The 23967-nt window shown below is 73.0% G+C and carries 24 protein-coding genes; 15 read left to right on the forward strand and 9 right to left on the reverse strand.

The features are described from left to right. Nucleotides 1–74 precede the first annotated feature (74 nt). The 3 genes from ACZ7H1_RS08505 (at nucleotide 75) to ACZ7H1_RS08515 (ending at nucleotide 3163) form a co-directional block, all read left to right on the forward strand. Nucleotides 75–803 (forward strand): TetR family transcriptional regulator, encoded by a 729-nt coding sequence (locus ACZ7H1_RS08505; RefSeq protein ID WP_470784837.1) that lies wholly within the window; start codon nucleotides 75–77, stop codon nucleotides 801–803. A 257-nt stretch (nucleotides 804–1060) separates the two neighbouring features. Beyond that, entirely contained in the window at nucleotides 1061–2200 is a 1140-nt protein-coding gene (locus ACZ7H1_RS08510) for an alpha/beta hydrolase (protein ID WP_470785149.1), read from the forward strand. 75 nt (nucleotides 2201–2275) lie between these two features. Further along, on the forward strand, nucleotides 2276–3163 hold the full coding sequence (locus tag ACZ7H1_RS08515; protein WP_470784839.1) for a DUF4429 domain-containing protein: 888 nt from the start codon (nucleotides 2276–2278) through the stop codon (nucleotides 3161–3163). A gap of 3 nt (nucleotides 3164–3166) precedes the next feature. On the opposite strand, the gene ACZ7H1_RS08520 is transcribed toward ACZ7H1_RS08515, so the two are convergent. Both ACZ7H1_RS08520 and ACZ7H1_RS08525 read right to left on the reverse strand, forming a co-directional pair. Further along, on the reverse strand, nucleotides 3167–4135 hold the full coding sequence (locus ACZ7H1_RS08520) for an aldo/keto reductase (RefSeq protein ID WP_470785150.1): 969 nt from the start codon (nucleotides 4133–4135) through the stop codon (nucleotides 3167–3169). Nucleotides 4136–4179: 44 nt separating this feature from the next. After that, nucleotides 4180–4557, reverse strand: coding sequence for a MerR family transcriptional regulator (locus ACZ7H1_RS08525; RefSeq protein WP_470784840.1), 378 nt, complete (start codon nucleotides 4555–4557; stop codon nucleotides 4180–4182). A gap of 51 nt (nucleotides 4558–4608) precedes the next feature. Here ACZ7H1_RS08525 and ACZ7H1_RS08530 point away from each other — a divergent pair, with 51 nt between their 5' ends. Then, a complete protein-coding gene (locus ACZ7H1_RS08530; RefSeq protein ID WP_470784842.1) occupies nucleotides 4609–5430 on the forward strand; it encodes a serine hydrolase domain-containing protein in 822 nt (273 codons plus the stop codon). Between the two features lie 123 nt (nucleotides 5431–5553). After that, nucleotides 5554–7830, forward strand: coding sequence for a peptidoglycan recognition protein family protein (locus tag ACZ7H1_RS08535; protein ID WP_470784844.1), 2277 nt, complete (start codon nucleotides 5554–5556; stop codon nucleotides 7828–7830). 31 nt (nucleotides 7831–7861) lie between these two features. On the opposite strand, the gene ACZ7H1_RS08540 is transcribed toward ACZ7H1_RS08535, so the two are convergent. Continuing rightward, on the reverse strand, nucleotides 7862–8527 hold the full coding sequence (locus ACZ7H1_RS08540) for a pirin family protein (RefSeq protein ID WP_470784846.1): 666 nt from the start codon (nucleotides 8525–8527) through the stop codon (nucleotides 7862–7864). A 58-nt stretch (nucleotides 8528–8585) separates the two neighbouring features. Between ACZ7H1_RS08540 and ACZ7H1_RS08545 the strand changes: the two genes are divergently transcribed. The 5 genes from ACZ7H1_RS08545 to fabF all read left to right on the forward strand — a co-directional run bounded on the left by ACZ7H1_RS08545 (nucleotide 8586) and on the right by fabF (nucleotide 13498). Continuing rightward, on the forward strand, nucleotides 8586–9803 hold the full coding sequence (locus ACZ7H1_RS08545; protein WP_470784848.1) for a PucR family transcriptional regulator: 1218 nt from the start codon (nucleotides 8586–8588) through the stop codon (nucleotides 9801–9803). A gap of 89 nt (nucleotides 9804–9892) precedes the next feature. Continuing rightward, on the forward strand, nucleotides 9893–10810 hold the full coding sequence (locus tag ACZ7H1_RS08550; RefSeq protein WP_470784849.1) for an ACP S-malonyltransferase: 918 nt from the start codon (nucleotides 9893–9895) through the stop codon (nucleotides 10808–10810). 18 nt (nucleotides 10811–10828) lie between these two features. Next, complete coding sequence (locus ACZ7H1_RS08555; RefSeq protein ID WP_470784850.1) at nucleotides 10829–11833, forward strand: beta-ketoacyl-ACP synthase 3; 1005 nt, start codon at nucleotides 10829–10831, stop codon at nucleotides 11831–11833. A gap of 71 nt (nucleotides 11834–11904) precedes the next feature. Continuing rightward, nucleotides 11905–12153, forward strand: a complete 249-nt coding sequence (locus ACZ7H1_RS08560; protein WP_470784851.1) for an acyl carrier protein — start codon at nucleotides 11905–11907, stop codon at nucleotides 12151–12153. 79 nt (nucleotides 12154–12232) lie between these two features. Then, complete coding sequence (gene fabF / locus ACZ7H1_RS08565) at nucleotides 12233–13498, forward strand: beta-ketoacyl-ACP synthase II (RefSeq protein ID WP_470784853.1); 1266 nt, start codon at nucleotides 12233–12235, stop codon at nucleotides 13496–13498. A gap of 92 nt (nucleotides 13499–13590) precedes the next feature. Here the strand turns inward: fabF and ACZ7H1_RS08570 are convergent, their stop codons facing one another. Then, nucleotides 13591–14085 (reverse strand): DUF3145 domain-containing protein, encoded by a 495-nt coding sequence (locus ACZ7H1_RS08570; protein ID WP_470784855.1) that lies wholly within the window; start codon nucleotides 14083–14085, stop codon nucleotides 13591–13593. A 327-nt stretch (nucleotides 14086–14412) separates the two neighbouring features. Here ACZ7H1_RS08570 and ACZ7H1_RS08575 point away from each other — a divergent pair, with 327 nt between their 5' ends. Then, nucleotides 14413–15333, forward strand: coding sequence for an SGNH/GDSL hydrolase family protein (locus ACZ7H1_RS08575; RefSeq protein ID WP_470784856.1), 921 nt, complete (start codon nucleotides 14413–14415; stop codon nucleotides 15331–15333). A gap of 87 nt (nucleotides 15334–15420) precedes the next feature. On the opposite strand, the gene ACZ7H1_RS08580 is transcribed toward ACZ7H1_RS08575, so the two are convergent. Beyond that, nucleotides 15421–17916 (reverse strand): glycoside hydrolase family 3 protein, encoded by a 2496-nt coding sequence (locus ACZ7H1_RS08580; RefSeq protein WP_470784857.1) that lies wholly within the window; start codon nucleotides 17914–17916, stop codon nucleotides 15421–15423. A gap of 158 nt (nucleotides 17917–18074) precedes the next feature. On the opposite strand from ACZ7H1_RS08580, the gene ACZ7H1_RS08585 reads away from it, so the two are divergent. After that, nucleotides 18075–18656, forward strand: a complete 582-nt coding sequence (locus tag ACZ7H1_RS08585) for a TetR/AcrR family transcriptional regulator (RefSeq protein ID WP_470784858.1) — start codon at nucleotides 18075–18077, stop codon at nucleotides 18654–18656. Then, a complete protein-coding gene (locus tag ACZ7H1_RS08590) occupies nucleotides 18653–19360 on the forward strand; it encodes a carbon-nitrogen hydrolase family protein (RefSeq protein ID WP_470784860.1) in 708 nt (235 codons plus the stop codon). The genes ACZ7H1_RS08585 and ACZ7H1_RS08590 overlap by 4 nt, the downstream gene beginning before the upstream one ends. A gap of 39 nt (nucleotides 19361–19399) precedes the next feature. Here ACZ7H1_RS08590 and ACZ7H1_RS08595 read toward each other — a convergent pair whose 3' ends face one another. The 3 genes from ACZ7H1_RS08595 to ACZ7H1_RS08605 all read right to left on the reverse strand — a co-directional run bounded on the left by ACZ7H1_RS08595 (nucleotide 19400) and on the right by ACZ7H1_RS08605 (nucleotide 21876). After that, nucleotides 19400–20212, reverse strand: coding sequence for an EI24 domain-containing protein (locus ACZ7H1_RS08595; RefSeq protein ID WP_470784861.1), 813 nt, complete (start codon nucleotides 20210–20212; stop codon nucleotides 19400–19402). 118 nt (nucleotides 20213–20330) lie between these two features. Next, a complete protein-coding gene (locus ACZ7H1_RS08600) occupies nucleotides 20331–20756 on the reverse strand; it encodes an organic hydroperoxide resistance protein (protein ID WP_470784863.1) in 426 nt (141 codons plus the stop codon). A gap of 64 nt (nucleotides 20757–20820) precedes the next feature. Then, a complete protein-coding gene (locus ACZ7H1_RS08605) occupies nucleotides 20821–21876 on the reverse strand; it encodes an NADP-dependent oxidoreductase (RefSeq protein WP_470784865.1) in 1056 nt (351 codons plus the stop codon). A gap of 129 nt (nucleotides 21877–22005) precedes the next feature. On the opposite strand from ACZ7H1_RS08605, the gene ACZ7H1_RS08610 reads away from it, so the two are divergent. Beyond that, the gene (locus ACZ7H1_RS08610; RefSeq protein WP_470784867.1) at nucleotides 22006–22428 is read left to right on the forward strand and encodes a MarR family winged helix-turn-helix transcriptional regulator; all 423 of its coding nucleotides are present in this window, start codon (nucleotides 22006–22008) and stop codon (nucleotides 22426–22428) included. Nucleotides 22429–22500: 72 nt separating this feature from the next. Here the strand turns inward: ACZ7H1_RS08610 and ACZ7H1_RS08615 are convergent, their stop codons facing one another. Then, nucleotides 22501–23292: an SCO2400 family protein gene (locus tag ACZ7H1_RS08615; protein WP_470784869.1), complete on the reverse strand. Its 792-nt coding sequence runs from the start codon at nucleotides 23290–23292 to the stop codon at nucleotides 22501–22503. A gap of 78 nt (nucleotides 23293–23370) precedes the next feature. On the opposite strand from ACZ7H1_RS08615, the gene ACZ7H1_RS08620 reads away from it, so the two are divergent. Next, nucleotides 23371–23967: an RNA-binding protein gene (locus ACZ7H1_RS08620; RefSeq protein ID WP_470784870.1), complete on the forward strand. Its 597-nt coding sequence runs from the start codon at nucleotides 23371–23373 to the stop codon at nucleotides 23965–23967.

Here is a 23967-nt window from a genome sequence, read left to right on the forward strand (position 1 = left end):
GCTGCCATCCAGCGCGCCGGTAAGGTGAGCCCGCTCACGGGGCTGGCAGGACGGAGAGAGGTACTGCGTTGGCGATGACGGACGAGCGGACCGGGGCCGCGGCGGCACCGGACGGACTGCGCGAGCGCAAGAAGCGGCGGACCCGCGACGCCCTGCTGCGCGCCGCCCTGGTGCTGTTCACCACCAAGGGGTACGAAGAGACGACCGTCGACGAGATCACCGAGGCCGTCGACGTGTCGCAGCGCACGTTCTTCCGCTACTTCGCCAACAAGGAAGAGGTCGCGTTCACGGTCCAGGACCTGGTGGAGTCCCACTTCGTCGCGGCGCTGCGGGCCCGGCCGGCCGAGGAGAACCCGTTCACCGCGCTGCGCGGCGCCGTGCTCGGCGCGTGGGACACCATCGAGGAGGCCATCTCCGACGTGGTCCCGGTGGACCTGCACATGCGGACCTACCAGGTCATCGAGTCGACGCCCGCCCTGCTCGCCGTCCACCTGCGCCGCTCCACCGAGCTGGAGGAGGAGATCGCCCGGCTCGTCGCCGAGCGCGAGGGCCTCGACGTGGACGCCGATCCGCGGCCGCGGGTGGCGGTGGCGGCGTTCTCCGGCGTGATGCGCGTAACGGGGAAGCTGTGGGGGAAGGGCGAGGACGTCAGCGTGGCCGCGATCCGGCAGCTGACCGAGGACTACCTCGACCACCTCGCCCCCGCCCTCGCCGGGGACTGGCGAACGCCCGCACGGGAGCCTGCACAAGCGCCCGGGCGCGCAGCCGGGCAGGCGCGGACGGACGCACGGCCGGGCAGCTGAACGCACACCCCGGCTGCACGCAGGGTGACGGCACGTTCGGTGGATTGTCCAGAATCGCCGTGGCACGCCCCCACTCGGCGGTGACGCTGGTCACCCCGTGTGCAGACGTGCTCGCGGGTCTCCTACGCTGAACCCCAGTGAACTTCTCAGCCTTGGCGCATCCCGCGGGGCCCGCCGACCACGGGCACCACCCGCAGCCCCGTTCCTCCGCTCCCGCCGCCTGGCGCGCTCTGCTCGCGCTGGCGGTGGTGTTCGTCATGCTCGCGACCACGGGCTGGACCGCGCTGCACCGCCCCGAGGACGAGGGCGCCCCGCTGGCCGCGGCCCGTGCGCTCTGGGACCAGGGCCGCATCGACGGCCGGGCGCTGCCCGCCTCGGACGCACCCGCCGACGTGGTCGCGCGGTTCTTCCGCAGCCTCGACCCCGGCGGCCGGGCCCGGCTCACCGAGCGGTACCCGCTGGTCGTCGGCAATCTCGACGGAGCCCCTGCCGGTCTGCGCTACCGGGCCAACCACCGCGCGCTGGAGCAGGCCCACAGCGTCGAGCTGGTCCACGCCGACGACTTCCGGCTGGCCCCCGCGGACCGCGACGAGGCCACCCGCCGCGCCCACCGCTTCGCGTCCCTGCTCCGCGACGGCCGCCAGATCCTGTCCTTCGACCCGACCGGCGGCGGCCGCGTTGCCGAGGTCTTCGGGGACCTGGACCGCGCCGAGCGGGTCTCGGTGATCGTCCCCGGTGTCGACACCGACGTCCTGACGTTCGAGCGGACCGCGCGCCGCTACACCGCGCCCGTCGGGATGGCCGAATCCCTGTACGGCGCCGAGCGCGCGGCCGCGCCGGGCGTGCGCACCGCGGTCATCGCCTGGGCCGACTACACGGCACCGGTCGGGGTCGGCATGGACGCCGCCACCGGCAGGCTCGCGGTGGAGGGCGCCCGCCGGCTCGGCGCACTGGTCGCGGCCCTGCCCGGACGGTCCTCCGTGGCGCTGTTCTGCCACAGCTACGGATCCGTGGTGTGCGGGGTGGCCGCGGACCGGCTGCCCCCGCGGGTCACCGACCTGGCGGTCGCGGGCAGCCCCGGGATGCGGGCCGGCTCTGCCGAGGGGCTGGGCACCACGGCCCGGGTCTGGGCGATGCGGGACTCCGGGGACTGGATCGCCGGCGTGCCGCACCTGGAGGTCGGCGGCGTCGGGCACGGCGCGGACCCGCTGGCCCCGGAATTCGGGGCGCGCAGGCTGTCCGCCGAGGGTGCCCGCGGTCACACGGGCTATTTCGAGCCAGGCACCGTCGCTGTGGACAACTTCGCGCGAATCGGAACCGGTTCGTACGGTTCCGTCGTCTGTATCCAGGGGGATGGGTCGTGTCTCCGTGGAATTTCCGGCACACAAGCGCACTGACACGCGTAGATGCAGGAAAATCACCCCCGACAGCATGGGGGACGTGGGGCGGGGAGGCCGCTTACGATGAGCCGCATGGGTGAAGTGCTGGCCGGAAATCATGCCGTGTGGGAGTTTCACTCGGATTCGGTGCTCATCCGTTTCGAACGGGGGATCCGTACACCGCGGTTGTGGAATGCGCTGGGCCAACGGCGCATCCCGCACGATGCGTTGACCGCAGTGACGCTCACCCCGGGGAAACGGGACACCGTGGTCCTGCGTGCCGTGCCGCGGCCCGGCGCCGATCCGCTGATGGAGGCGGCCGCCGGACAGCTCCGGGAGATCTGCGACCCGTACCGGCTGGTGCTGCCGGCCGACCGGGCCGCGGCCGCCACGGGGCTCGCCGGCGCGCTGCGCTCCGCGCTGGGCCCGGACGCCGACGAGCCGGCGGGCCGCTTCCTGGTGCCCGTGGCCGAGCCGGCGCCGGAGGCCCCGCTCCAGTTCAAGGGATACGACGCCAAGGCCTGCTTCGACGGTTCGGCGGTGACCCTGCGCTGGTCCCGTACGGGCGCCACCAGCACCAAGTGGAAGGCCGGCGACCAGCACTTCGGGCTCGACGCGCTCTGCGGGGTCGAGTGGCGCACCCCCGAGTCCCCGGGCGGGCACCTGCGCCTGCTGCACCGCGAGGGTCCCGGTACGGGCGGCACGGCCGCGGGGGCCGTACCGCCGGACCAGGACCCCTCGGCCGTGGTGTTCGGCCTGGGCTACGGCACGGTGCACGAGTCACTGCCGTTCGCCGCCGCCGTGCTGCGGGCCGTCCGCAGCCGCGGGCCGGCCCTGCCGGTGGCCGCGGTCCGCACTGCCCGGCGCGATCCGGCGGACATCGCGGAGCGCATCCGCCACCTGGGCGAGCTGCACGGCGCGGGGCTGCTGACGGACGCGGAGTTCACCTCGAAGAAGGCAGAACTGCTCGCCGAGCTGTGAGGCTCAGACCTCGCGGGCGGCGGACGTGTAGTTCATGTCGGCGTAGCGGTCGCCGGCCACCGAGGCGGCGATCGGCTCCAGCAGGTCCAGTTCCGCCGGGCTCAGCGTGATCCCGGCGGCGGCCACGTTCTCGGCGAGGCGGCTGCGCTTGCGGGTTCCCGGGATCGGCACCACGGTCAGGCCGTGGACCTGCGCCCGCTGGTGCACCCACGCCAGCGCGATCTGCGCCGCGGTCGCCCCGCGCGCCGCCGCGACGGCGCGCACCGGCTCCAGCAGCGCGGCGTTCGCCCGCGCGTTGTCGCCGGTGAAGCGGGGCTGGTACTGCCGGAAGTCCCCGGCCGAGAGCTCCTTGCCCGCGTCCGCGAAGGCCCCGGTCAGGAAGCCGCGCCCGAGCGGCGAGTACGGCACGAAGGCGACGCCCAGCTCGGCGGCCGCGCCGGCCGCACTCAGCTCGACGTCCCGGCTGAACAGCGACCACTCCGACTGGAGGGCCGCGATCGGGTGCACGGCGTGCGCCTCGCGCAGCTCGGTCCCGGTGACCTCGCTCAGCCCCAGGTGCCGCACCTTCCCCTCCGCCACCAGCTCGGCCATCGCGCCGACCGACTCGGCCAGCGGCACCGCGGGGTCGCGCCGGTGCATGTAGTAGAGGTCGATGGTGTCGGTGCCGAGCCGCCGCAGGCTGCCCTCGACGGCCTGGCGGATGTACGCGCGGTCGTTGCGGATGCCGCGGTACTGCGGGTCGTCCGTGCGCTCGATGGCGAACTTCGTGGCCAGCACGACCTCGTCGCGGTGCGCGGCGAGGAAGGGCGCGAGGAATTCCTCGTTGCGGCCCCGGCCGTAGATGTCCGCCGTGTCGAAGAGGGTGACGCCCAGCTCCAGCGCCGCGTCGAGGGTGTCGCGCGCCGCTGCCTCGTCCGTCTCCCCGTAGAAGTCGCTGATGCCCATGCAGCCGAGCCCCTGGACCCCGGCCATCGGGCCGCCCTTGCCCAGCTCCACCTGTGCGATCTTGCCGTTCGTCAAGGCTGTGCCTTTCCGGTGTAGATGCCGATCTTGAAGTCGAGCACGGCGAGGGTGCCGTTGAGCTCGTCGATGCGCGCGCGCACCTCGCGGCGGGTCCGCTCCAGCAGCTCGCGGCGCTCGTCCACGGTGTGCGACCCGGCCCGGACCAGCTCCGCGTACCGGACCATGTCCGCCACCGGCATGCCGGTGGCGCGCAGCTTGCCCACGAACGCGAGCCACTCCAGGTCCTCCTCGCTGAACCGCCGCTGCCCGGAGTGGGACCGGTCCACGTGGGGCATCAGCCCGATCCGCTCGTACCAGCGCAGGGTGTGCTGGGTCAGACCGGTCCGTGCCGCCACCTCGCTGATCGTGTACCGGGTCTCCGTCAGGCTCATGACCACACGCTAGAACCTTCGAGTGCACTCCAAGCAAGTAGGCTCGGGGCCATGGAGAGCCTGCGGATCATCGAAAACTGGCCGGCCCCGACCGCCGCTGCGGCGGTCGTACGCGCCGACGGAACCCTCGCCGGGAGCCACGGCCCGGTGGACCACCGCTTCCCGCTCGCCTCCGTCACCAAGCCGCTCGCCGCGTACGCCGCCCTCGTCGCGTACGAGGAAGGTGCCATCGAGCTCGACGAGCCGGCCGGGCCCGAGGGCGCGACCGTGCGCCACCTGCTCGCCCACACCAGCGGGCTCGCCTTCGACGAGCACCGGGTGATGGCGCCGCCCGGACAGCGCCGGCTGTACTCGAACGCCGGTTTCGAGGTGCTCGGCGACCACATCGCCAAGGCCACCGACATCCCCTTCGCCGACTACCTGCACCAGGCGGTGCTGGAGCCGCTCGGCATGACCGCCACCGCCCTGGAGGGCTCGCCCGCCAAGGACGGCGTCTCGACGGTCGCCGACCTCGTGCGGTTCGCCGCCGAGCTCCAGGCCCCGCGGCTGCTCGACCCGCGTACGGTCGCCGAGGCGATCTCGGTCGTCCATCCCGGGCTCAAGGGCGTGCTGCCCGGCTACGGCCACCAGGCGCCCAACGACTGGGGCCTGGGCGTGGAGATCCGCGACGGCAAGAACCCGCACTGGACCGGCCGGCACTCCTCGCCGCGCACCTACGGCCACTTCGGGCAGTCCGGGACCTTCCTGTGGGTGGACCCGGACGCGGGCGCCGCGTGCGTCGCGCTGACGGACCGTGCGTTCGGCCCCTGGGCCGTGGAAGTTTGGCCGTTGTTCACGGACGCGGTCCTGGCCGAGCTCGCCGCCCGCCGTTGAGATGTAGATCACATCACACCTGCTGATGAACTGTCGGATTCCGGCAGTTCATCCCGGTTGCCTGGCGCAATTCGATCGGTAGATTCCGTTTCTCATCCACCTCTGGGGACACGGAGACAACCGGTGCGCACGCGCAGAATCTGGGTGACGGCCGCAACCGTCACGGCCGGCATCATCGGGGTACTCACCTTCCAGGGGGTGACGGGCACCGACGTCTTCGACACCGACGACAAGCAGCCGGGCGGCGGCGTCGTCGTCGCCGGGCCCGTGGTCTCCAAGGTGCGCACCGCCACGCTGGACGTGTCCGGAAACCGCGCCGAGTACAAGGACGAGGACACCAAGGCCTTCAGCATGCTCGCGGTGTCGTGGCGCGACCCCGCCCGCACCGTCGACGGCGAGATCCAGGTCCGTACCCGCTCCACCAAGTCCGGCGACTGGTCGGACTGGCTGAGCCTGGGCTCCGAGGGCGAGTCGTTCTCCGACGGCGCCTCCCGGCCCGGCCTGCGCGGCGTCTCCGAGCCCGCCTGGACCGGCCCCTCCGACGGCGTCGAGGTCCGGGTCGCCGGCAAGGGCGCCACCCTGCCCGCCGGCCTGCGCCTCGACATGGTCGACCCGGGCACCTCCCGGGTGCTGAGCGCAGAGCCCGCCGCCTACTCCGTGGACGCTGCCGAGACGGCCGACCCGAGCGCGTCCGCCGCGGCCACGCCCACGCCCACGCATGAACCTTCCGCCTCCGCCCCGGCGACCGACCCGGCCACCGGCGAGCCCACCCCGGCCGCCACCACCGAGCCGCCGGCCACGCCGAGCGCGAGCGCCTCGGCCTCCGCCTCGGCGTCGGCGTCCGCCACGCCCAGCCCCAGCGTGTCCACGTCCCCGCCGCCCACCGCGCCGGTCTCCACCGTGCCGCAGCCGCCGGTCGTCAGCCGCGCCCAGTGGGGCGCCGACGAGAAGCTCAACGACGAGGCCCCGGTCTACGGCAAGGAGGTCAAGGCGGTCTTCGTCCACCACACGGCGCAGTCGAACACGTACAACTGCGCCGACTCCGCGGCGATCATGCGCGGCCTGCACACGCTGCACGTGAAGTCGAACGGCTGGAAGGACCTCGGCTACAGCTTCGTCGTGGACAAGTGCGGCACGATCTTCGAGGGCCGCAAGGGCGGCATCGACCTGCCGGTCATCGGCGCGCACACCATGGGCTGGAACACCGACACCGCCGGCGTCGCGGTCATCGGCAGCTACACGCAGGTGGACGCCGACGCCGTCGCCAAGACCGCGGTCGCCCGCATCGCCGCGTGGAAGCTCGGCCAGTACAAGCACGACCCGCTGGGCACCGTGCCCATGACCGCCGCCATCAACAACGGCAAGTTCACGGCCGGCCAGACCGCGACCTTCAACCGGATCTCCGGCCACCGCGACGGCTACGCCACCGAATGCCCGGGCACCCTGCTCTACGGCCAGCTGCCCGCCATCCGCGCGTGGGCGGCCGGCCCGGCCGCCGGACTCGCCGTCAAGTCCGTGACCGGCGCGGGTCTGTCGGCCTCGAAGTACTGGACCAAGGGCAAGGTCACGGTCGGCTGGAGCACCACCACGCCCGCCTCGCTGATCACGAAGAACGAGCTCATCGTCGACGGCAAGTCCGTGGCCTCCGTCGGCGGTACGGCCACCTCCGCGGCCACGACCCTCGCCCTCGGCAGCCACCAGGTGCAGGTGAAGGCCACGCACCAGTCCGGCCGCACCGCCCTGTCCCCCGCCGTGACCGTGGTCGCCGAGACCACCGCGCCGACGTTCACCGCCAAGCCCTCGCTGGCGCTGCGCACCGGCACCGTGAACACCGCCGCGGTCCCGGTCACCCTCTCGTGGAAGGCCGCCGACACCGGCGCCCTGAAGGACGTGCGGCTCACCGCTCCCGCCACGGGCACCTTCGCGGCCACCACCACGAGCAGCCCGCAGACCGCGAAGTCCGGTGCGGCCGGCGTCTGGGCCATGACCGCCACGGACGTCGCGGGCAACACCGCGACCGCCTCCACCTCCGCCACCCCGGTGATCCTCCAGGAGACCGCCGCGGCGAAGACGGGCACCTGGACGAGCCGGTCCAACACCAGCTACCTGGGCGGCACCTCGCTCTCCAGCGCCTCCGCCAACGCCAGCCTGACGTGGACCTTCACCGGCCGCTCGGTGGCGTGGGTCGTCTCCCGGGCGACGACCTCCGGCCAGGCGCACGTCTACCTCGACGGGGTGAAGGTGTCCACGGTCGACCTGAAGTCGGCGACCACCAAGTACCGGGACGCGCTCTTCACCAAGACGTGGGCGACCAGCGGCACGCACAAGCTGAAGATCGTCGTGGTGGCCACCAGCGGCCGCCCGACGATCACCACCGACGGGATCGCCTACCTGAAGTAGGGCCGCCCGGCCGAAACAGGGGCCCGTCCCTTCAGGACAGCTCCCACAGCAGCAGCTCCCCCGGGGTCAGCGCCGTGATCTCCAGGCCCCGCTCGCCGGAGATCCGTACCGCGTCCCCGGGGGACAGCCGCTGCCCCTCCGGTGCGCCGGCCAGCTGCAGGTCACCGCCCACCACGTGCACGTACACCCGCGGGGCGTCGGGCACCGCCACCCGCTCCCCGGCCGCGGGCCGCCGTACGTGCAGCACGGCCTCCGCGGCCGGTACGGCGTACGGCGTGCCGTCCGCGATGCCGCGCACGACCTCGTACGCCGGCTCCCCGCCGGGCTCCACGGGCGCCAGCCACATCTGGACGAAGCGCAGCGGCAGTTCGCCGTCGTTGCGCTCCGCGTGCCGCACCCCGGCCGCGGAACTGAGCCACTGGACGTCGCCGGCGCGCAGCACGGTGGCGTGCCCGGCGCTGTCGCGGTGGGTCAGTTCGCCCTCGACGACCCAGGTGACGATCTCGGTGTGGCTGTGCGGGTGCTCGTCGAAGCCCGCGCCGGGTGCCAGGGATTCCTCGTTGCAGGCGAGGACCGCTCCGAAGCGCAGGTTCTCGGGGTCGTAGAAGGCCCCGAAGGAGAACGCGTGCCGGGTGGAGATCCCGGCCTCCCGGTCCCCGCCCCGATACCGGTCCTCGCCGCGGCGCACATCAATCATGGGAGCCACCGTAGCCCCGGCACTCCGTCCGGGCGGGCGGATAAGGCAGTCTTGTCCCGTGCCCCAACCAGATCGTGAGCCCTCCCCGGCGTCCCCCGCGGCCCCGGCGCATCCTGCCCATCCCCATGCAGCGACCCTGAAGCGGCTGGAGAAGTCGTCCGGCCGCCTCGCCGCGAACGCCATCGCCCGCATGGACGAGATGCTGCCGTGGTACCGGGCGATGCCCCCGGAGAACCGGTCGTGGATCGGTCTGGTGGCCCAGGCCGGCATCGCCGCGTTCACCGAGTGGTTCCGGCACCCCGAGACCCCGCAGGCGATCTCGACCGACGTGTTCGGGACGGCGCCGCGGGAGCTGACCCGGGCCATCACGCTGCGCCAGACCGTCGAGATGGTGCGAACCACGATCGAGGTGATGGAGGCGGCGATCGAGGAGGTAGCCGCTCCCGGCGACGAGTCGATCCTGCGTGAGGCGCTGCTCGTCTACGCCCGCGAGATCGCCTTCGCGACCGCCCAGGTGTACGCCCAGGCCGCGGAGGCCCGCGGCGCCTGGGACGCGCGGCTGGAGTCGCTGGTGGTCAACGCCGTGCTGTCGGGCGAGGCCGACGAGGGCGCCCTGTCGCGGGCCGCGGCCCTCGGCTGGAACTCTCCCGAGCACGTGTGCGTGGTGCTGGGCACGGCCCCGGACGGCGACAGCGAGCTGACCGTGGAGGCGATCCGCCGGGCCGCCCGGCACGCGAAGCTCCAGGTGCTGACGGGCGTGCTCGGCGACCGGCTGGTCGTCATCGCGGGCGGCAGCGACCAGCCGCTTCAGGTGGCGAAGTCCCTGATCGGGCCGTTCGCGAGCGGTCCCGTCGTGGCCGGTCCGGTGGTGCCCGACCTGCTGACCGCCACCCGGTCGGCGCAGGCCGCCGCGGCCGGGCTGAAGGCCTGTTCCGCCTGGCAGGACGCGCCCCGCCCGGTCTCGGCGGACGATCTGCTGCCGGAGCGCGCGATCGCCGGAGACCCCTCGGCACGTGAGCAGCTGGTGGAGGAGATCTACAGACCGCTGGAAGAAGCGGGCTCTGCGCTGCTGGAAACGCTGAGTGTCTACCTGGAACAGGCCAGCAGCCTCGAAGGCGCAGCTCGGATGCTGTTCGTGCACCCCAATACGGTGCGCTACCGGCTCCGACGTGTGACAGACGTCACCGGGTGGTCACCCTCTGATGTCCGCTCGGCGTTCACGCTGCGGATCGCCCTGATCCTGGGGCGTCTGGCCGATGGGGATCTCCAGCCCTAGACTTTTGTCGGACATCAACAATTCCCCCGACGGTTCTTCGTCCCTGTCCCCACGGGCGCTGCGGACCGTCCACAAGAGAGAGTGTGAGGGTGCTCGTACTCGTCGCTCCCGGCCAAGGCGCTCAGACGCCCGGCTTCCTGACTCCCTGGCTCGACCTCCCCGGTGCTGCCGACCGCATCGCCGCGTGGTCCGACGCCATCGGGCTCGACCTTGCCCACTACGGCACCAAGGCCGACGCGGACGAGATCCGCGACACCGCCATCGCGCAGCCGCTGCTGGTCGCGGCCGGACTCCTGTCCGCCTCCGCGCTGGACGCGCGGGCGAGCTTCGGCGCGGTCGCGGGTCACAGCGTCGGTGAGTTCACCGCCGCCGCCTATGCGGGCGTGCTCGACGACGTCGACGCGCTGCGCCTGGTGCGGACCCGCGGTCTGGCGATGGCCGAAGCGGCCGCCGTCACCGAGACCGGGATGGCCGCCCTCCTGGGCGGCGACCCCGACGTGACCGTCCCCCACCTGGAGAAGCTGGGGCTGACCCCGGCGAACATCAACGGTGCGGGCCAGATCGTGGCTGCCGGCACGCTGGAGCAGCTCGCGGCACTGGACGCGGACAAGCCCGAGGGCGTCCGCAAGGTCGTCGCCCTCAAGGTCGCGGGCGCGTTCCACACCCACCACATGGCCCCTGCGGTCGCGAAGCTGGAAGCGGCCGCTGCGGCCCTCGAGCCCGCGGACCCGGCCCTCACGTACGTGTCCAACAAGGACGGCAACGCCGTCGCCACGGGCGCCGACGTCGTCGCCCGGCTGGTGGGACAGGTCGCCAACCCGGTCCGCTGGGACCTGTGCATGGAGACCTTCAAGGCGCTGGGCGTCACCGCGATCGTCGAGGTCTGCCCCGGCGGCACCCTGACGGGTCTGGCCAAGCGCGCCCTGCCGGGCGTCGCCACGCTGGCGCTGAAGACCCCGGACGACCTCGAGAAGGCCGCTGCGCTCGTCGCCGAGCACACGGCCTGAGAGAAGGAGCCCCACCGCATGTCGAAGATCAAGCCTGCCCAGGGTTCCCCGTACGCCCGGATCCTCGGTGTGGGCGGCTACCGCCCGACCCGCGTCGTGCCCAACGACGTCATCCTCCAGACGATCGACTCGTCGGACGAGTGGATCCGCTCGCGCTCCGGCATCGCGACGCGGCACTGGGCCTCCCCCGAGGAGACCGTCGCCGCGATGTCCGTAGAGGCGTCCGGCAAGGCCCTCGCGGACGCGGGGATCTCCGCGGATCAGATCGGGGCCGTGATCGTCTCGACGGTCTCGCACTTCAAGCAGACCCCCGCGGTCGCCACCGAGATCGCGGACCGGATCGGCGCGGGCAAGCCCGCCGCCTTCGACATCTCGGCCGGCTGTGCGGGCTTCGGCTACGCGCTGACGCTGGCCAAGGGCCTGGTCGTCGAGGGCTCGGCGCAGTACGTGCTGGTCATCGGCGTGGAGCGGCTCTCGGACCTGACCGACCTGGAGGACCGCGCGACGGCCTTCCTGTTCGGTGACGGCGCGGGCGCCGTGATCGTCGGCCCGTCGGACGAGCCGGCCATCGGCCCGACCGTCTGGGGCTCCGAGGGCGACAAGTCCGAGACGATCAAGCAGACCGTGCCGTGGGACGAGTACCGCAGCAAGGACAGCGCGGAGAAGTTCCCGGCCATCACGCAGGAGGGCCAGGCGGTCTTCCGCTGGGCCGTCTTCGAGATGGCGAAGATCGCCCAGCAGGCGCTCGACGCGGCCGGAATCACGGCCGACGACCTGGACGTCTTCATCCCGCACCAGGCGAACATGCGGATCATCGACTCGATGGTGAAGACTCTGAAGCTGCCGGAGCACGTCACGGTCGCCCGGGACGTCGAAACCACCGGCAACACCTCCGCCGCCTCGATTCCGCTCGCAATGGAGCGGCTCCTGGCGACCGGGCAGGCGAAGAGCGGCGACACCGCACTCGTGATCGGGTTCGGGGCGGGTCTCGTCTACGCCGCCACTGTCGTTACCCTCCCCTAGGCACTCCGGATCATCCGGACACCGAACAGCACCACGCACCACCTTTCAGATAGCTATCGAAGGAGCGCCACATGGCCGCCACCCAGGAAGAGATCATCGAAGGTCTCGCGGAGATCGTGAACGAGATCGCCGGCATCCCGGTCGAGGACGTTCAGACCGAGAAGTCCTTCACCGACGACCTGGACGTCGACTCGCTGTCCATGGTCGAGGTCGTCGTCGCCGCCGAAGAGCGCTTCGAGGTCAAGATCCCGGACGAGGACGTCAAGAACCTCAAGACCGTCGGCGACGCCGCGGAGTACATCCTGAAGCACCAGGCCTGAGCCTGACGAGCGTTTGTCGCCACCCGGCGGTGGCGCCGTGACAATTCAGCACCCTCTTACACGTGGAGAAAGAATTCCTGTGAGCCCGACCAATCGCACCGTGGTCGTCACCGGTATCGGCGCAACCACACCACTGGGTGGCGACAGCGCATCGACCTGGGAAGGCCTGCTCGCGGGCCGTTCCGGGGTAAGGCCCCTCGAGGGCGAGCGCTTCGCCGACCTCCCGGTCCGTATCGCCGCCCAGGCCGCCGTGGACCCCAGCGAGGTCCTGCCCCGCCCGCTGGCCCGCAAGCTCGACCGGTCGGCGCAGTTCGCGCTGATCGCCGCCAAGGAGGCGTGGGCCGACGCCGGCTACACCGCCCCCGCCGGCGAGGACGCGTCCATCACGCCCGAGCGCCTGGGCACCGTGATCGCCTCCGGCATCGGCGGTGTGACCACGCTGCTCGACCAGTACGACGTACTGAAGGAAAAGGGCGTGCGCCGGGTCTCCCCGCACACCGTCCCCATGCTCATGCCGAACAGCCCGTCGGCGAACGTCGGCCTCGAGGTGAACGCCCGCGCGGGCGTGCACACCCCGGTCAGCGCCTGCGCGTCCGGCGCCGAGGCCATCGGCTACGCCGTCGAGATGATCCGTACCGGCCGTGCCGACGTGGTCGTCGCCGGCGGTACCGAGGCGGCCATCCACCCGCTGCCGATCGCGGCCTTCGCCAACATGATGGCGATGTCCAAGAACAACGACGAGCCCGAGAAGGCCTCGCGTCCGTACGACAAGGCCCGTGACGGCTTCGTCCTCGGCGAGGGCGCGGGCGTCGTCGTCCTCGAGTCCGCCGAGCACGCCGCCGCGCGTGGCGCCCGCGTCTACTGCGAGGTGCTGGGCCAGGGCCTGTCCGCGGACAGCCACCACATCGCGCAGCCCGAGCCGACCGGCCGCGGTGTCGCCGCCGCCGTGCAGAACCTGCTCGACAACACGGGTCTGAAGCCGTCCGAGGTGGTCCACCTCAACGCGCACGCGACCTCGACCCCGCAGGGTGACAGCGCCGAGATCAAGGCGCTGCGCAAGGTGCTCGGCGACGACCTCGACCACGTCGCGGTCTCCGCCACCAAGTCCATGACGGGTCACCTGCTGGGTGGCGCGGGCGGCATCGAGAGCGTCGCGACCGTGCTGGCGCTGTACCACCGCCTCGCCCCGCCGACCATCAACATCGACAACCTCGACGAGGACATCGACGCGGACATCGTCGTGGGCGAGCCGCGCAAGCTCCCCGCCGACGGCCCGATCGCCGCGATCAACAACTCGTTCGGCTTCGGCGGCCACAACGTCACGCTGGCGTTCCGCACCGTCTGAACCGCCTGATACACCCGCTACGAGAGGGGCCCGCCCGGCAGCCGCCGGGCGGGCCCTTTCGTCGTGTCACCCGGTACGGGGAAGGAGGCGTCTCAGACGACCTGGTGCAGCCAGCGCACGGGGGCGCCCTCCCCGGCGTACCGGAAGGGTTCCAGCTCGTCGTCCCACGGCTTGCCCAGCAGCTTGGCGATCTCCGCTTCGAGGTCGGTCTCGCCGCCGGCGGACCGCGCCAGGGCGGCGCGCAGCCGGTCCTCGGGGATCAGGATGTCCCCGTGCATGCCGGTGACGGCATGGAAGATGCCCAGTTCGGGGGTGGAGCTGTAGCGCTCGCCTTCGGCGGTGGCGCAGGGCTCGGCCGTCACCTCGAAGCGGAGCAGGTGCCAGCCGCGCAGGGCGGAGGCGAGCTTGGACGCCGTACCGGCCTCCGCCTGCCAGGAGAACTCGGCTCGCCAGGTGCCCGGCGAGGCGGGCTGTCTGATCCAGTCGAGATTCACGCGCACTCCGAGCACGCCCGCTACCGCCCATTCCACGTGCGGGCAGAGCGCGCGCGGTGCGGAGTGCACGTACAGAACTCCACGTGTCGTCACCGGGACCTCCAGTGTGGGACGAGGTTCGCCTTCCCCAGCGGCCTCGTTCCGGTGCCGCTCCCGAGGTCACCCATAGTAAACAACATCGGGAGTGAATCTCCTGAAAACGGACAGTATGTGACGTGATGTAATTTACCGGAACCGATCTGACATTGTGCCGCGGGTGGTGCCGGTGGGCGGTGGCGGCCGAAACGCCCCGGGAAAAAGCTACCGTGCGCCGGGGGCCCAGGTGTGACGTACGGTCGGTCCTGACCCACGTAAACACCGAGCTTTCACTCAGCAGGACGCCGCGGAGAACCGCGGGGCGGCGAGGGAGGGGATCACCGGATGCGGAGCACCGCACGAAACAGCAGTCCGCGCACCGCCCTTGCCGGGGCGGCGGCACTCGCACTCGCCCTGGTGGGGGGCCTGACGGGCTGTACGTCGGAGGGCGTGGTGGACGCCGCCGAGCAGGGCGCGCAGGGCGGCGCGCGGCCCCCTGCGAAGCCGGTCCCGGCATGGAACAGGAAACCTTCCTCCATCGCCGCTGTGGGTGACTCCATCACCCGTGGATTCGACGCGTGTTCGGTCCTGGCGGACTGCCCCGAGGCCTCCTGGGCGACCGGAAACGACCCCCAGGTGCGCAGCCTGGCCAGCCGGCTGCTCGGCGATGTGAACGCCGCCGGGCGCAGCTGGAACTTCGCGCGCACCGGGGCCCGGATGGCGGACCTGCCGGCGCAGCTGGAGGAGGCCGCCGAGCAGCGCCCGGAGCTGGTGACGGTGATGGCCGGGGCGAACGACGCCTGCCGGACCACGGCCGCCTCGATGACCCCGGTCGCGGACTTCCGCGCCGACTTCGAGCGGGGCCTCGCCCGGCTGCGCGCCGCCCTGCCGAAGACGCAGGTGTACGTGTCGAGCGTGCCGGACCTGCTGCGGCTGTGGGAGCAGGGCCGGGGCAGCCCGCTGGGCCGGCAGATCTGGAAGCTGGGCGTCTGCCCGTCGATGCTGGCCGATCCGGAGGCGGTGGACAAGTCGGCGGCGGCCCGCCGGGCCTCGGTGCAGGCGCGGGTCGTCGCGTACAACACGGTCCTGCGCGAGGTGTGCGGGAAGGACCCGCTGTGCCGCTATGACGGGGGGGCGGTCTTCCAGTACCCGTTCACGGCGGCCCAGTTGAGCCGGTGGGACTGGTTCCACCCGGGCAAGGACGGGCAGGCGCGGATCGCGGAGCTGGCGCACCGGCAGGTGACGGCCGCCGGGCCGCCTGCGTAGGACGTCTCCTGCGGTGCGCGGTCGCCGTGGGACCGGGGGCGGGTGTCAGGGCCCGCCCCCGGTCCGGTCCGGAAGGGTCTTCGGCGGTCAGACCTCGAGGATGGCGGTGAGCCGGGTGCCGGTGATCGAGCGGCCCGCCTGGACCTCGTACGCGCCGCCGATCCGCGTCCAGGCGCGCGCGTCCTCGTCCCAGATCTCGAAGGCCCGCGCCGGGAGGGTGATCGCGGCCTCGGCGCTCTCGCCGGGCCCGGCCTCGACCACGGCGAAGCCCGCGAGCCAGCGGGCCGGGCGCTCGGGCCCCGCGGTGTCCGCAGGGGCCAGGTAGACCTGCACCACCTCGCGGCCGGGCCGCGCGCCGGTGTTGCGGACGCGGACGCGGGCCGCGTCGCCGGTGACCTCGAGGGATTCGTAGGCCCAGTCGGTGTAGCCGAGGCCGTGGCCGAAGGGGTAGGCGGGGGTCACGCCCTCCTTCTCGTAGGCCCGGTAGCCGATGTGGATGCCCTCGCGGTAGTCGAGGCGGCCGGCGGCCGGGGTGACGTCGGTGACGGGCGCGTCGGCGAGGCGGGCCGGCCAGGTGGTGGGCAGCCGGCCGCCGGGCTCCGCGTCGCCGAGCAGGACGTCGGCGAGGGCGGCGCCGCCCTCCTGCCCGGGGAACCACGTCAGGAGCACGGCGGCGACCTCGTCCCGCCAGGGCAGTTCCACCGGGGATCCGGCGTTGACGACCACGACGGTGTTCGGGTTGACGGCGGCCACGGCCCGGACCAGGTCGTCCTGGCGGCCGGGCAGGGCGAGGTCCTTGCGGTCGAAGCCCTCGGACTCGACGCGCTCGGTGGTGGCGACGACCACGACCGCGGTGCCGGCGCCGCGGGCGGCCTCGACGGCTTCCGCGATCAGCTCCCCGGCCGGCAGGCGCGGGCCGAGGTGCAGCAGCGAGAACGTGACCGCCTTGAGCGGGGCGGCGGACATGTCGGGGACCCGGTAGAGCAGGGAGACCTCGACGGGCTCGCCCGCGGCCAGGGTGATGCGCCCGCGCTCGCTGGGCGCGCCGAAGAACGCCTCGAACGGGTCGGCTTCGTCGCCCATCTCCTGGACGCCCTCCCACAGCCGCTCGCCGCCGACGGTGAGGGTGAAGGCGCCGAGGCCGCGGGTGCCGAAGGCGTGCTCGCCGCTCTCGCGGGGCACGAAGGTGCCGGTGACCTCGATGCTCGCCAGCGTGTCGTACGTGGCGCCGGCCGGGAGGTCCTCCCCGATCCACTGCACCTGCCCCGTGGGCAGGGTGCCCTCGCCGAGCACGGTCCCGGAGGCGTCGCGGCAGGTCGCGCGCAGCTCGAAGCCCTTGTCGGCGGGGGTGAGTTCGTCGCTGGGGTCGGCGCCGACTGTGTAGGTCAGCGCGCCGGGCGGGAGGGCGGCGGTGAGGCCGTCGAGCGGGGAGACGACGCGGGCGGGGAAGACGGTGGCGGAGCCGCCGCCGAGGACGCGCGCGTCGCGGGCTGCGGCGCCGCTGAGGGCGACGGTGCCGCCCGGGCGCAGCGGCAGGGCGGCGCGTTCGTTGCGGACGAGCACGAAGGAGCGGCGGGCGATCTCGCGGGCCAGTGCCTCGCCGTCGACGGGGGCCGGGAGGTCGGTGACCGCGGGCGGGGCGCCGTCGAGGACGCCGACGCGGGCGGCGAGCCGCAGGACGTTGCGTACGGCCTGGTCGACGGCGGACTCGTCGGCCTCGCCGGACCGGACGGCCTCGGCGAGCGCGGGTCCGTAGACCGTCGAGGGGCCGGGCATGGCGACGTCGAGGCCGCCGTCGAGGTCGCCGGTGGTGGAGCGGGCGGCCATCCAGTCGGAGACGTTGAAGCCGTCGAAGCCCCACTCGCCGCGCAGGACGTCGTTGACGAGGTAGCGGTGTTCGGTCATGGTGCGGCCGTTGACCTGGTTGTACGCGGTCATGATGCCCCAGGGGTGGGCGTTTTCGACGATCGCCTCGAAGGGGGCCAGGTAGAGCTCGCGCAGGGGGCGCGGGGCGATGGTGTTGTCGACGGTGAAGCGGTCGGTTTCGGCGTCGTTGCCGACGAAGTGCTTGACGGTGGTGCCGACGCCGCCCTCCTGGACGCCGTTCACGTAGCCGGAGCCGATCTCGCCGGTCAGGTACGGGTCTTCGGAGTAGCACTCGAAGTGGCGGCCGCCGAGCGGCGAGCGGTGGAGGTTGACGGTGGGCGCGAGGAGGACGTGGACGCCCTTGCGGCGGGCTTCCTGCGCGAGGAGGCGCCCGGCCCGGCGGGCCAGGGCGGGATCCCAGGTGGCGGCGAGGGCGGTAGGCGAGGGGAGGGCGATGGACGGGTCGTCGGCGGTCCAGCGGACGCCGCGGACGCCGATCGGCCCGTCGGACATGACCAGGGACTGCAGCCCGATCTCGGGGAGTGCGGGCAGGGACCACATGTCCTGCCCGGCGAGCAGCCGCGCCTTGGTGTCGAGGTCGAGTTTGCCGAGCGCCGCCTCGACGGCGTCCGTGCGGGCCCGGTCGGCCCGGCCGGGATCGGTGTGGGGGGTGGCCTCGGTGTGCTGGGGGGACCGGTGGGGATTCGCGCCTGCCACGGCCGTGCCTCCTCGGTGAGTGCGGTGCGGGTGCCCCCATCGTGGCGCGTTTACCTGTAGGGCGGTAGGTTTCGTTATCTCTTCGTGACATTCCTGTGTGGTGTCCGGATGTCGTACGGTCCTTCTGACGAGGGCGAGCGGGAGGGGTACGGGGTCGGATGGCCAGGGCCAGGAGCGAGGAGCGGCGCGGCGAGATCCTGCACGCGGCGCTGGAGGTCATCGCGGAGCGCGGCTACCGGGGCGCGTCGCTGGCCGCGGTGGCGGAGCGGGTGGGACTGACCCAGCAGGGGGTGCTGCACTACTACCCGACCAAGGAGGCGCTGCTCGTCGCGGTGCTGGAGGAGCGGGACCGCTGGGACACCGGCGGCGGCTCCCGCTCGGCCGCCGGGACCTGGCGGCTGGACCTGCTCGCCTCGCTCGTGGAGTACAACGCCATGCGTCCGGGCATCGTGCAGACCTTCTCGGCACTGCTGGGCGAGAGCGTCACGGACGGGCACCCGGCGCGGGAGTTCTTCACCAGCCGGTACGCCCAGGTACGTGCGGAGATGGCGACGGTGCTGCGGGCGGAGTTCGGCGAACGGCTGCCCTCGGGCCTGTCACCGGAGGCCGCGGCGCCGCTTCTGGTGGCCGTACTGGACGGCTTGCAGTACCAGTGGCTGCTGGCTCCGGACGCCGTCGACATGCCGTCGGCCTTCCGCGCGTTCCTGACCCTGCTCCACGGCACCCCGGCCACGCCGTGAAGATCGCCGCAGCCCAACTGACCTGCGTGCCCGGGGACGTGGCCGCCAACGTCGGGCAGTCGGCCCGCCTGGCCGGCCGGGCCCGCGAGGAGGGCGCCGAGCTGGTGGTCCTCCCCGAGTTCGCGCTCACCGGGTACGAGCTCGGCTTGCTGGCGCAGGACCCCGGCCTGTGGGTGGACGCGGACGACCCGCGGCTGGACCCGCTGCGGGCGAGCGGGATCGCCACCGTGGTCAACTGCGCCGTCCGCACGGACGGACCGCTGCCCGCCATCGGATCGCTGGTCTTCGGCCCGGACGGCGGCCTGATCACGACGTACGCCAAGCAGCACCTGTACGGGCACGAGTGCGGGGCCTTCGCGGCCGGCGGGCACGACGGGCGGTTCGACTTCGGCGGGCTCTCCTTCGCCCTGGCGGTCTGCTACGACAACCACTTCCCGGAGCTCACCGCGCGCGGCGCCGCGGACGGCTGCCGGGTGCACCTGGCCAGTTCGCTGTACGGCACGGGCGGCGGCCTGCACGAGCGGGCCGCGGTCTACCCCCGCATCGCCGCGGACGACGGCATGTACGTGGTCCTCGCCAACCACGTGGGCCCCGCGGGCCCCTGGACGGGCTGCGGCCGCTCGGCCGTCTGGGCACCGGGCGGCGCCCTCCTCGCCGAGGCGGACGACCGTACGCCCACGGTGGTCACCGCCGAGGTCGGCTAGGCCGTCCCCTTCAGGAGAGGGTGGTGGGGCTGCCCGGCGTCAGCCGCCGACCGGCCCGCCGGCCGCCTCGGGCTCGCCGGCCGCCTCGGGCTCGCTTCCGGCCTCGCCGTCCGTCTTCTCGCCGGTGAGGTCGCGGGCCAGCAGGGTGGCCCCGGCGACGGCGCCGGGCATCAGGAAGACGGCGACGAGCGGGACCAGGAAGGCCAGCACCAGCGGTACGCCGAAGCCGAGGGCGAGCATCCGGCGGCCGCGCAGCAGCTCCAGCCGCTCGGCGAGGTCGATCTTGCGGCGCTGGAGGGCGACCGCGGTGAGCTCGTGGGCGAGGAAGAAGCCGGAGACGGCGAAGCCGAGGGCCGGGACCACGGTCTGGCCGATGACGGGGACGAAGCCGAGGGCGAAGAGCACGGCGCCGTACAGCACGACGCGGACGAGGATCCGCAGGCTGTCGCGCCCCGAGATCCACAGTTCCCGCCAGAGCGGCAGGCCCGACTCCGGGACCGCACCGCCCTCGGCCCGGTCGACCTGCTCGGACAGGGACTCGTAGAAGGGCTGGCCGATCAGCAGGGTCACCGCGGTGAAGGTGATCACGGCGAGGAAGAGGCCCAGGCAGAACACCAGGGCGGTCAGGAAGCCCCGGAACAGGCCCGACCAGGGCGCGGACCAGTCGTCGGCGAAGGGCGTCGCCCAGGCGGTGAGGTCGTCGGCGCCGTAGCCGAGCCCGACGAGCGCCCCGGCGTAGAGGAGCAGGGAGACCAGTCCGGGCAGCAGGCCGAACCCCAGCCATCTGCCGTGTCCGACCACCCACCTCTGTCCGGCCGCCAGGTACCGGAAACCCCCCACGAGATCACGCATCGGGCCAGCTTAGGGGGTGCGTACGACGAAGGCCGCACCCCCCTGAACGCGGGGGGTGCGACCTTCAGCCGTGCGTACTGCGCACGCTGTGCGCGCTGTGCGTGCCGTGCGCGCCGTGTCAGACGACGGACAGCTCGACGGCGATGTTGCCGCGGGTGGCCTTGGAGTACGGGCACACCTGGTGGGCCTTCTCGACCAGGTCCTTGGCGCGCTCCTGGTCCACGGCCGGGATGGAGGCGACGATCTTGACGATGATGCCGAAGCCGTCGTCGTTCTTGCCGATGCCCACCTCGGCGGTCACGGTGGCGCCGGAGATGTCGGCGTTCTCGTTGCGGGCGACGACGCCCAGGGCACCCTGGAAGCAGGCGCTGTAGCCGGCGGCGAACAGCTGCTCCGGGTTGGTGCCGGCGCCGCTTCCGCCCATGGCCTTCGGCGGGTTGACGACGACGTCGAGCTGGCCGTCGTCGCTGGCGACGCGGCCGTCGCGGCCGTTCTCGGCGGTGGCGACGGCGGTGTACAGAACGTCGGACTGCTGGATGGACATGTAAGACGATCCTCCTGGTTGTCGCCGCGACTCGCGCCCACGATCGCGACGGCCTGGGGTGAGCCTACCGGGTGAAAGAAACGATCATCTTTCCGGTGTTGTCCCCGCGGAGCAGGCCGAGGAAGGCCTCGACGCCGTTCTCGATGCCCTCGACGACCGTCTCGTCGTACGTCAGCTCGCCGGAGCGCAGCCATCCGGCGACGTCCTGGACGAACTGCTGCTGGATGCCGGCGTGGTCGCCCACGAGGATGCCCTGCAGGCGCAGGCGCTTGCCGATCACCGCGACGAGGTTGGACGGGCCGGGGACCGGCTCGGTCTCGTTGTACTGCGCTATCGCCCCGCACAGGGTGGCCCGGCCGTGCACCTTCAGCGAGCCGATGGCCGCCTCCAGGTGGTCTCCGCCGACGTTGTCGAAGTACACGTCGATGCCCTCGGGCGCGGCCTCGCGCAGCTGGCCGGCGACCGGGCCGTTCTTGTAGTTGAACGCGGCGTCGAAGCCGTACTTGCCGGTCAGGAGCTTGACCTTGTCGTCCGAGCCGGCGGAGCCGATCACCCGGGACGCGCCCTTGATCTTCGCGAACTGGCCGACGAGGCTGCCGACCGCACCGGCGGCGCCGGAGACGAAGACCGCGTCGCCCTCCTTGAAGGAGGCGGTCTCGAAGAGGCCGGCGTAGGCGGTCAGGCCCGGCATGCCGAGCACGCCCAGGTACGCGGAGAGGGGCGCGAGCGAGCCGTCGACCTTGGTCGCGTGCTTCGCGTCCACGTCGGCGTACTCGCGCCAGCCCAGGCCGTGCAGCACGTGGTCGCCCACCTCGAAGCCCTCGGCGGCGGAGGCCACGACCTCGCCGACCGCGCCGCCGTCCATGGGGGCGTCGAGCTGGAAGGGCGGGATGTACGACTTCGTGTCGTTCATCCGGCCGCGCATGTACGGGTCCACCGACATGTGCAGGTTGCGGACCAGGATCCGGCCGGCGGCGGGCGCGGCGACCGGCACCTCGCGCAGGGCGAAGTCGCCGGCGGTCGGCCAGCCCTGGGGGCGGGCGGTCAGGTGCCACTCGCGGCTGACGGCGGGGATGGCGGACGCGGTGGACGCGGTGGTCGTGGTGGACGTGTCAGACACGGTTGCTCCCTGCGCTTTCTTCCGGAAGGGTCTCTCCCGGAAAGTTTTACTTCAGCAAGTGAAACAACCATGCCCCTGGATATTTCATGTTGTCAAGTAAATGGGTAGGCTGGTTCCATGCCTGGTTCCATGCCCCGAAGCACTGACCCCCTGACCCTCGAGGTCGTCGAGCTCATCGGCGCCGTCGTGGCCCGCTACCACGAGGAGTACGAGCAGGCTGCCGCGAGCCACCAGCTGACCGGCGCCCAGGCCCGCGTGCTGGGGTTGCTGGCGGTGGACCCCACGCCCATGCGCCGGATCGCCCAGAAGCTGAAGTGCGAGCCGTCGAACATCACCGGGATCGTGGACCGGCTGGAGGGCCGCGGACTGGTCGAGCGGCGGCCGGACCCCGCCGACCGCCGGGTGAAGCTCGCCGCCCCCACCGAGGAGGGCCTGCGGACCGCGGAGCAGCTGCGCGCGTCGCTGGGCTTCGCGCGGGAGCCGCTGGCCGGGCTCAGCGCGGCCGAGCGGACCGTGCTGCGGGACCTGCTCCAGCGGATGCTGGGCGCCTGACCCCGCGCGCGGTCACGTCACGCGCACGGGCCGCCCGGCAGGCGCGTCACGCGTACGCGCCCGGCGCTCGCGTCAGACGCACCACCAGAGGAACCACTCGCATTCCTCCTCGGGCTCCGGGGTGGGGTCCGCCTGGCCGGGCGGAGTGGCGGGCGGACCGCCCGGCCCGCCCGGGCGCGGCTCGGGACCGCTGCTGTCGGAAGGCTCGGCCTCCGGCTCGTCGGACTCCTCCGGCTCGGCGCCCGTACCGGCCGTGCCCCTGTCGTCCCTACCGGGATCCTCCGGCTGCCCGGGCTCCTCGGGCGCGCGGACGACCGGCGCGGCCCCGGGTCCCCCGGTGGCGCTCGCGGTCCGGGGAGCACCGGGCGCGCCCGTCGGCGCGTCTTCCGTTTCCGCAGGCTGCGCGGGCTCCGCGGGCTCCGTCCCGGCCGGGTCGGCGCTGCCCGAGGGGGCCTGTGCGGACGGCACGGACGGCGGCGAGGTGTGGCCGGCGGGCGTCTCGGGCGCGTCCGGCTGCCGGGAGCCGAGCTCTTCCTGGCGCACGACGGTCGAGGCGCGGTCGGCGTACGGGTCGTCGGCCGTCAGCCGGGCCAGGGCGAGCGAGCCGCCGGCCGCGAAGACGAGTCCGAGGCCGACGGTGAGCGCGGTGCGGCGGCGCCTGCGGTGGGCGGCGGCGCGCCGGCGTCCGGTGGCACGCCCGGCACCCGTGCCGGTGTAGCCCGCGAACGCGGGCGGCACGGGCGCGGCCGACAGATCGACGACGGGCAGCTCGGGAGCGGCGGTCAGGTGTTCGGCCGGCGTCCCGCAGCCGGCGCACGCCAGTGCGCCGTTGAGGTGCCGTCGGCATGCGTGGCAGTAGTCCATGGCGCCCGCAGGCTACGCGGCCCCCGGCAACAACCGTGTCCCGGTGCTGTAAGGATCCTGTGTGGAAATCTGGCTGCCATGACTGCCTCTGCCGCGTCCCGCGGACCTGCCGCGTTCGGGCCCGCCGCGTTCCAGCTCGTCCTCCTGCGCCGGCTGGCGGACTTCCAGCCGGAGCTGGCCGAGCGCGCCCGGCTCCGGCTGGGCGCCTCCCTCGCCGAGCAGCGCGAGGCGAACAAACGCTGGCAGGCGATGGTGCGTTCGCCCCGGTCGCGGGGTGCGCTCGCCCGCTACCGCTCCGTCCTCGGCCCGCCCGTGTCGGTGGCCCGCCGGACCATCGGGGACCTGGAGTGCGAGGCGCTGCTGTGGCCCGTACCGCTCTGGCCGGACCTGCGGTTCGAGGTGCTGGCCGCCCCGGACGGCGCGGTGTGGAACGAATGGCTCGTCCGCGCCCCCGGTGCGGCCGGCCCGTCGCCGGCCTCCGCGGCCGACCTGCTGCCCTGGTCCTGCACGGTGGACGAGGTGGCCCGGGCCTTCGCCCCGGTGCGCCCGATGGAGGGCACGGCCCCGACCCGCTGGCGGCTGGCCTTCACCGACCCGGCCACCGGCCGTCCGTGCGTGGCGGAGTTCACCTGGGGGCTGCTCCAGCGCGTCTCCTTCCCCGGCGGCACCCCCTGA

The organism is Streptomyces sp. NPDC037401 (genome assembly GCF_055602345.1).

What these genes read in the sequence shown, in the direction of transcription:
- ACZ7H1_RS08505 (WP_470784837.1), top strand. Translation starts at nt 75, where the DNA reads ATGACGGACGAGCGGACCGGGGCCGCGGCGGCACCGGACGGACTGCGC.
- ACZ7H1_RS08510 (WP_470785149.1), top strand. Translation starts at nt 1,061, where the DNA reads ATGCTCGCGACCACGGGCTGGACCGCGCTGCACCGCCCCGAGGACGAG.
- ACZ7H1_RS08515 (WP_470784839.1), top strand. Translation starts at nt 2,276, where the DNA reads ATGGGTGAAGTGCTGGCCGGAAATCATGCCGTGTGGGAGTTTCACTCG.
- ACZ7H1_RS08520 (WP_470785150.1), bottom strand. Translation starts at nt 4,135, where the DNA reads ATGGCCGGGGTCCAGGGGCTCGGCTGCATGGGCATCAGCGACTTCTAC.
- ACZ7H1_RS08525 (WP_470784840.1), bottom strand. Translation starts at nt 4,557, where the DNA reads ATGAGCCTGACGGAGACCCGGTACACGATCAGCGAGGTGGCGGCACGG.
- ACZ7H1_RS08530 (WP_470784842.1), top strand. Translation starts at nt 4,609, where the DNA reads ATGGAGAGCCTGCGGATCATCGAAAACTGGCCGGCCCCGACCGCCGCT.
- ACZ7H1_RS08540 (WP_470784846.1), bottom strand. Translation starts at nt 8,527, where the DNA reads ATGATTGATGTGCGCCGCGGCGAGGACCGGTATCGGGGCGGGGACCGG.
- ACZ7H1_RS08555 (WP_470784850.1), top strand. Translation starts at nt 10,829, where the DNA reads ATGTCGAAGATCAAGCCTGCCCAGGGTTCCCCGTACGCCCGGATCCTC.
- ACZ7H1_RS08560 (WP_470784851.1), top strand. Translation starts at nt 11,905, where the DNA reads ATGGCCGCCACCCAGGAAGAGATCATCGAAGGTCTCGCGGAGATCGTG.
- ACZ7H1_RS08575 (WP_470784856.1), top strand. Translation starts at nt 14,413, where the DNA reads ATGCGGAGCACCGCACGAAACAGCAGTCCGCGCACCGCCCTTGCCGGG.
- ACZ7H1_RS08585 (WP_470784858.1), top strand. Translation starts at nt 18,075, where the DNA reads ATGGCCAGGGCCAGGAGCGAGGAGCGGCGCGGCGAGATCCTGCACGCG.
- ACZ7H1_RS08595 (WP_470784861.1), bottom strand. Translation starts at nt 20,212, where the DNA reads ATGCGTGATCTCGTGGGGGGTTTCCGGTACCTGGCGGCCGGACAGAGG.
- ACZ7H1_RS08600 (WP_470784863.1), bottom strand. Translation starts at nt 20,756, where the DNA reads ATGTCCATCCAGCAGTCCGACGTTCTGTACACCGCCGTCGCCACCGCC.
- ACZ7H1_RS08610 (WP_470784867.1), top strand. Translation starts at nt 22,006, where the DNA reads ATGCCCCGAAGCACTGACCCCCTGACCCTCGAGGTCGTCGAGCTCATC.
- ACZ7H1_RS08615 (WP_470784869.1), bottom strand. Translation starts at nt 23,292, where the DNA reads ATGGACTACTGCCACGCATGCCGACGGCACCTCAACGGCGCACTGGCG.
- ACZ7H1_RS08620 (WP_470784870.1), top strand. Translation starts at nt 23,371, where the DNA reads ATGACTGCCTCTGCCGCGTCCCGCGGACCTGCCGCGTTCGGGCCCGCC.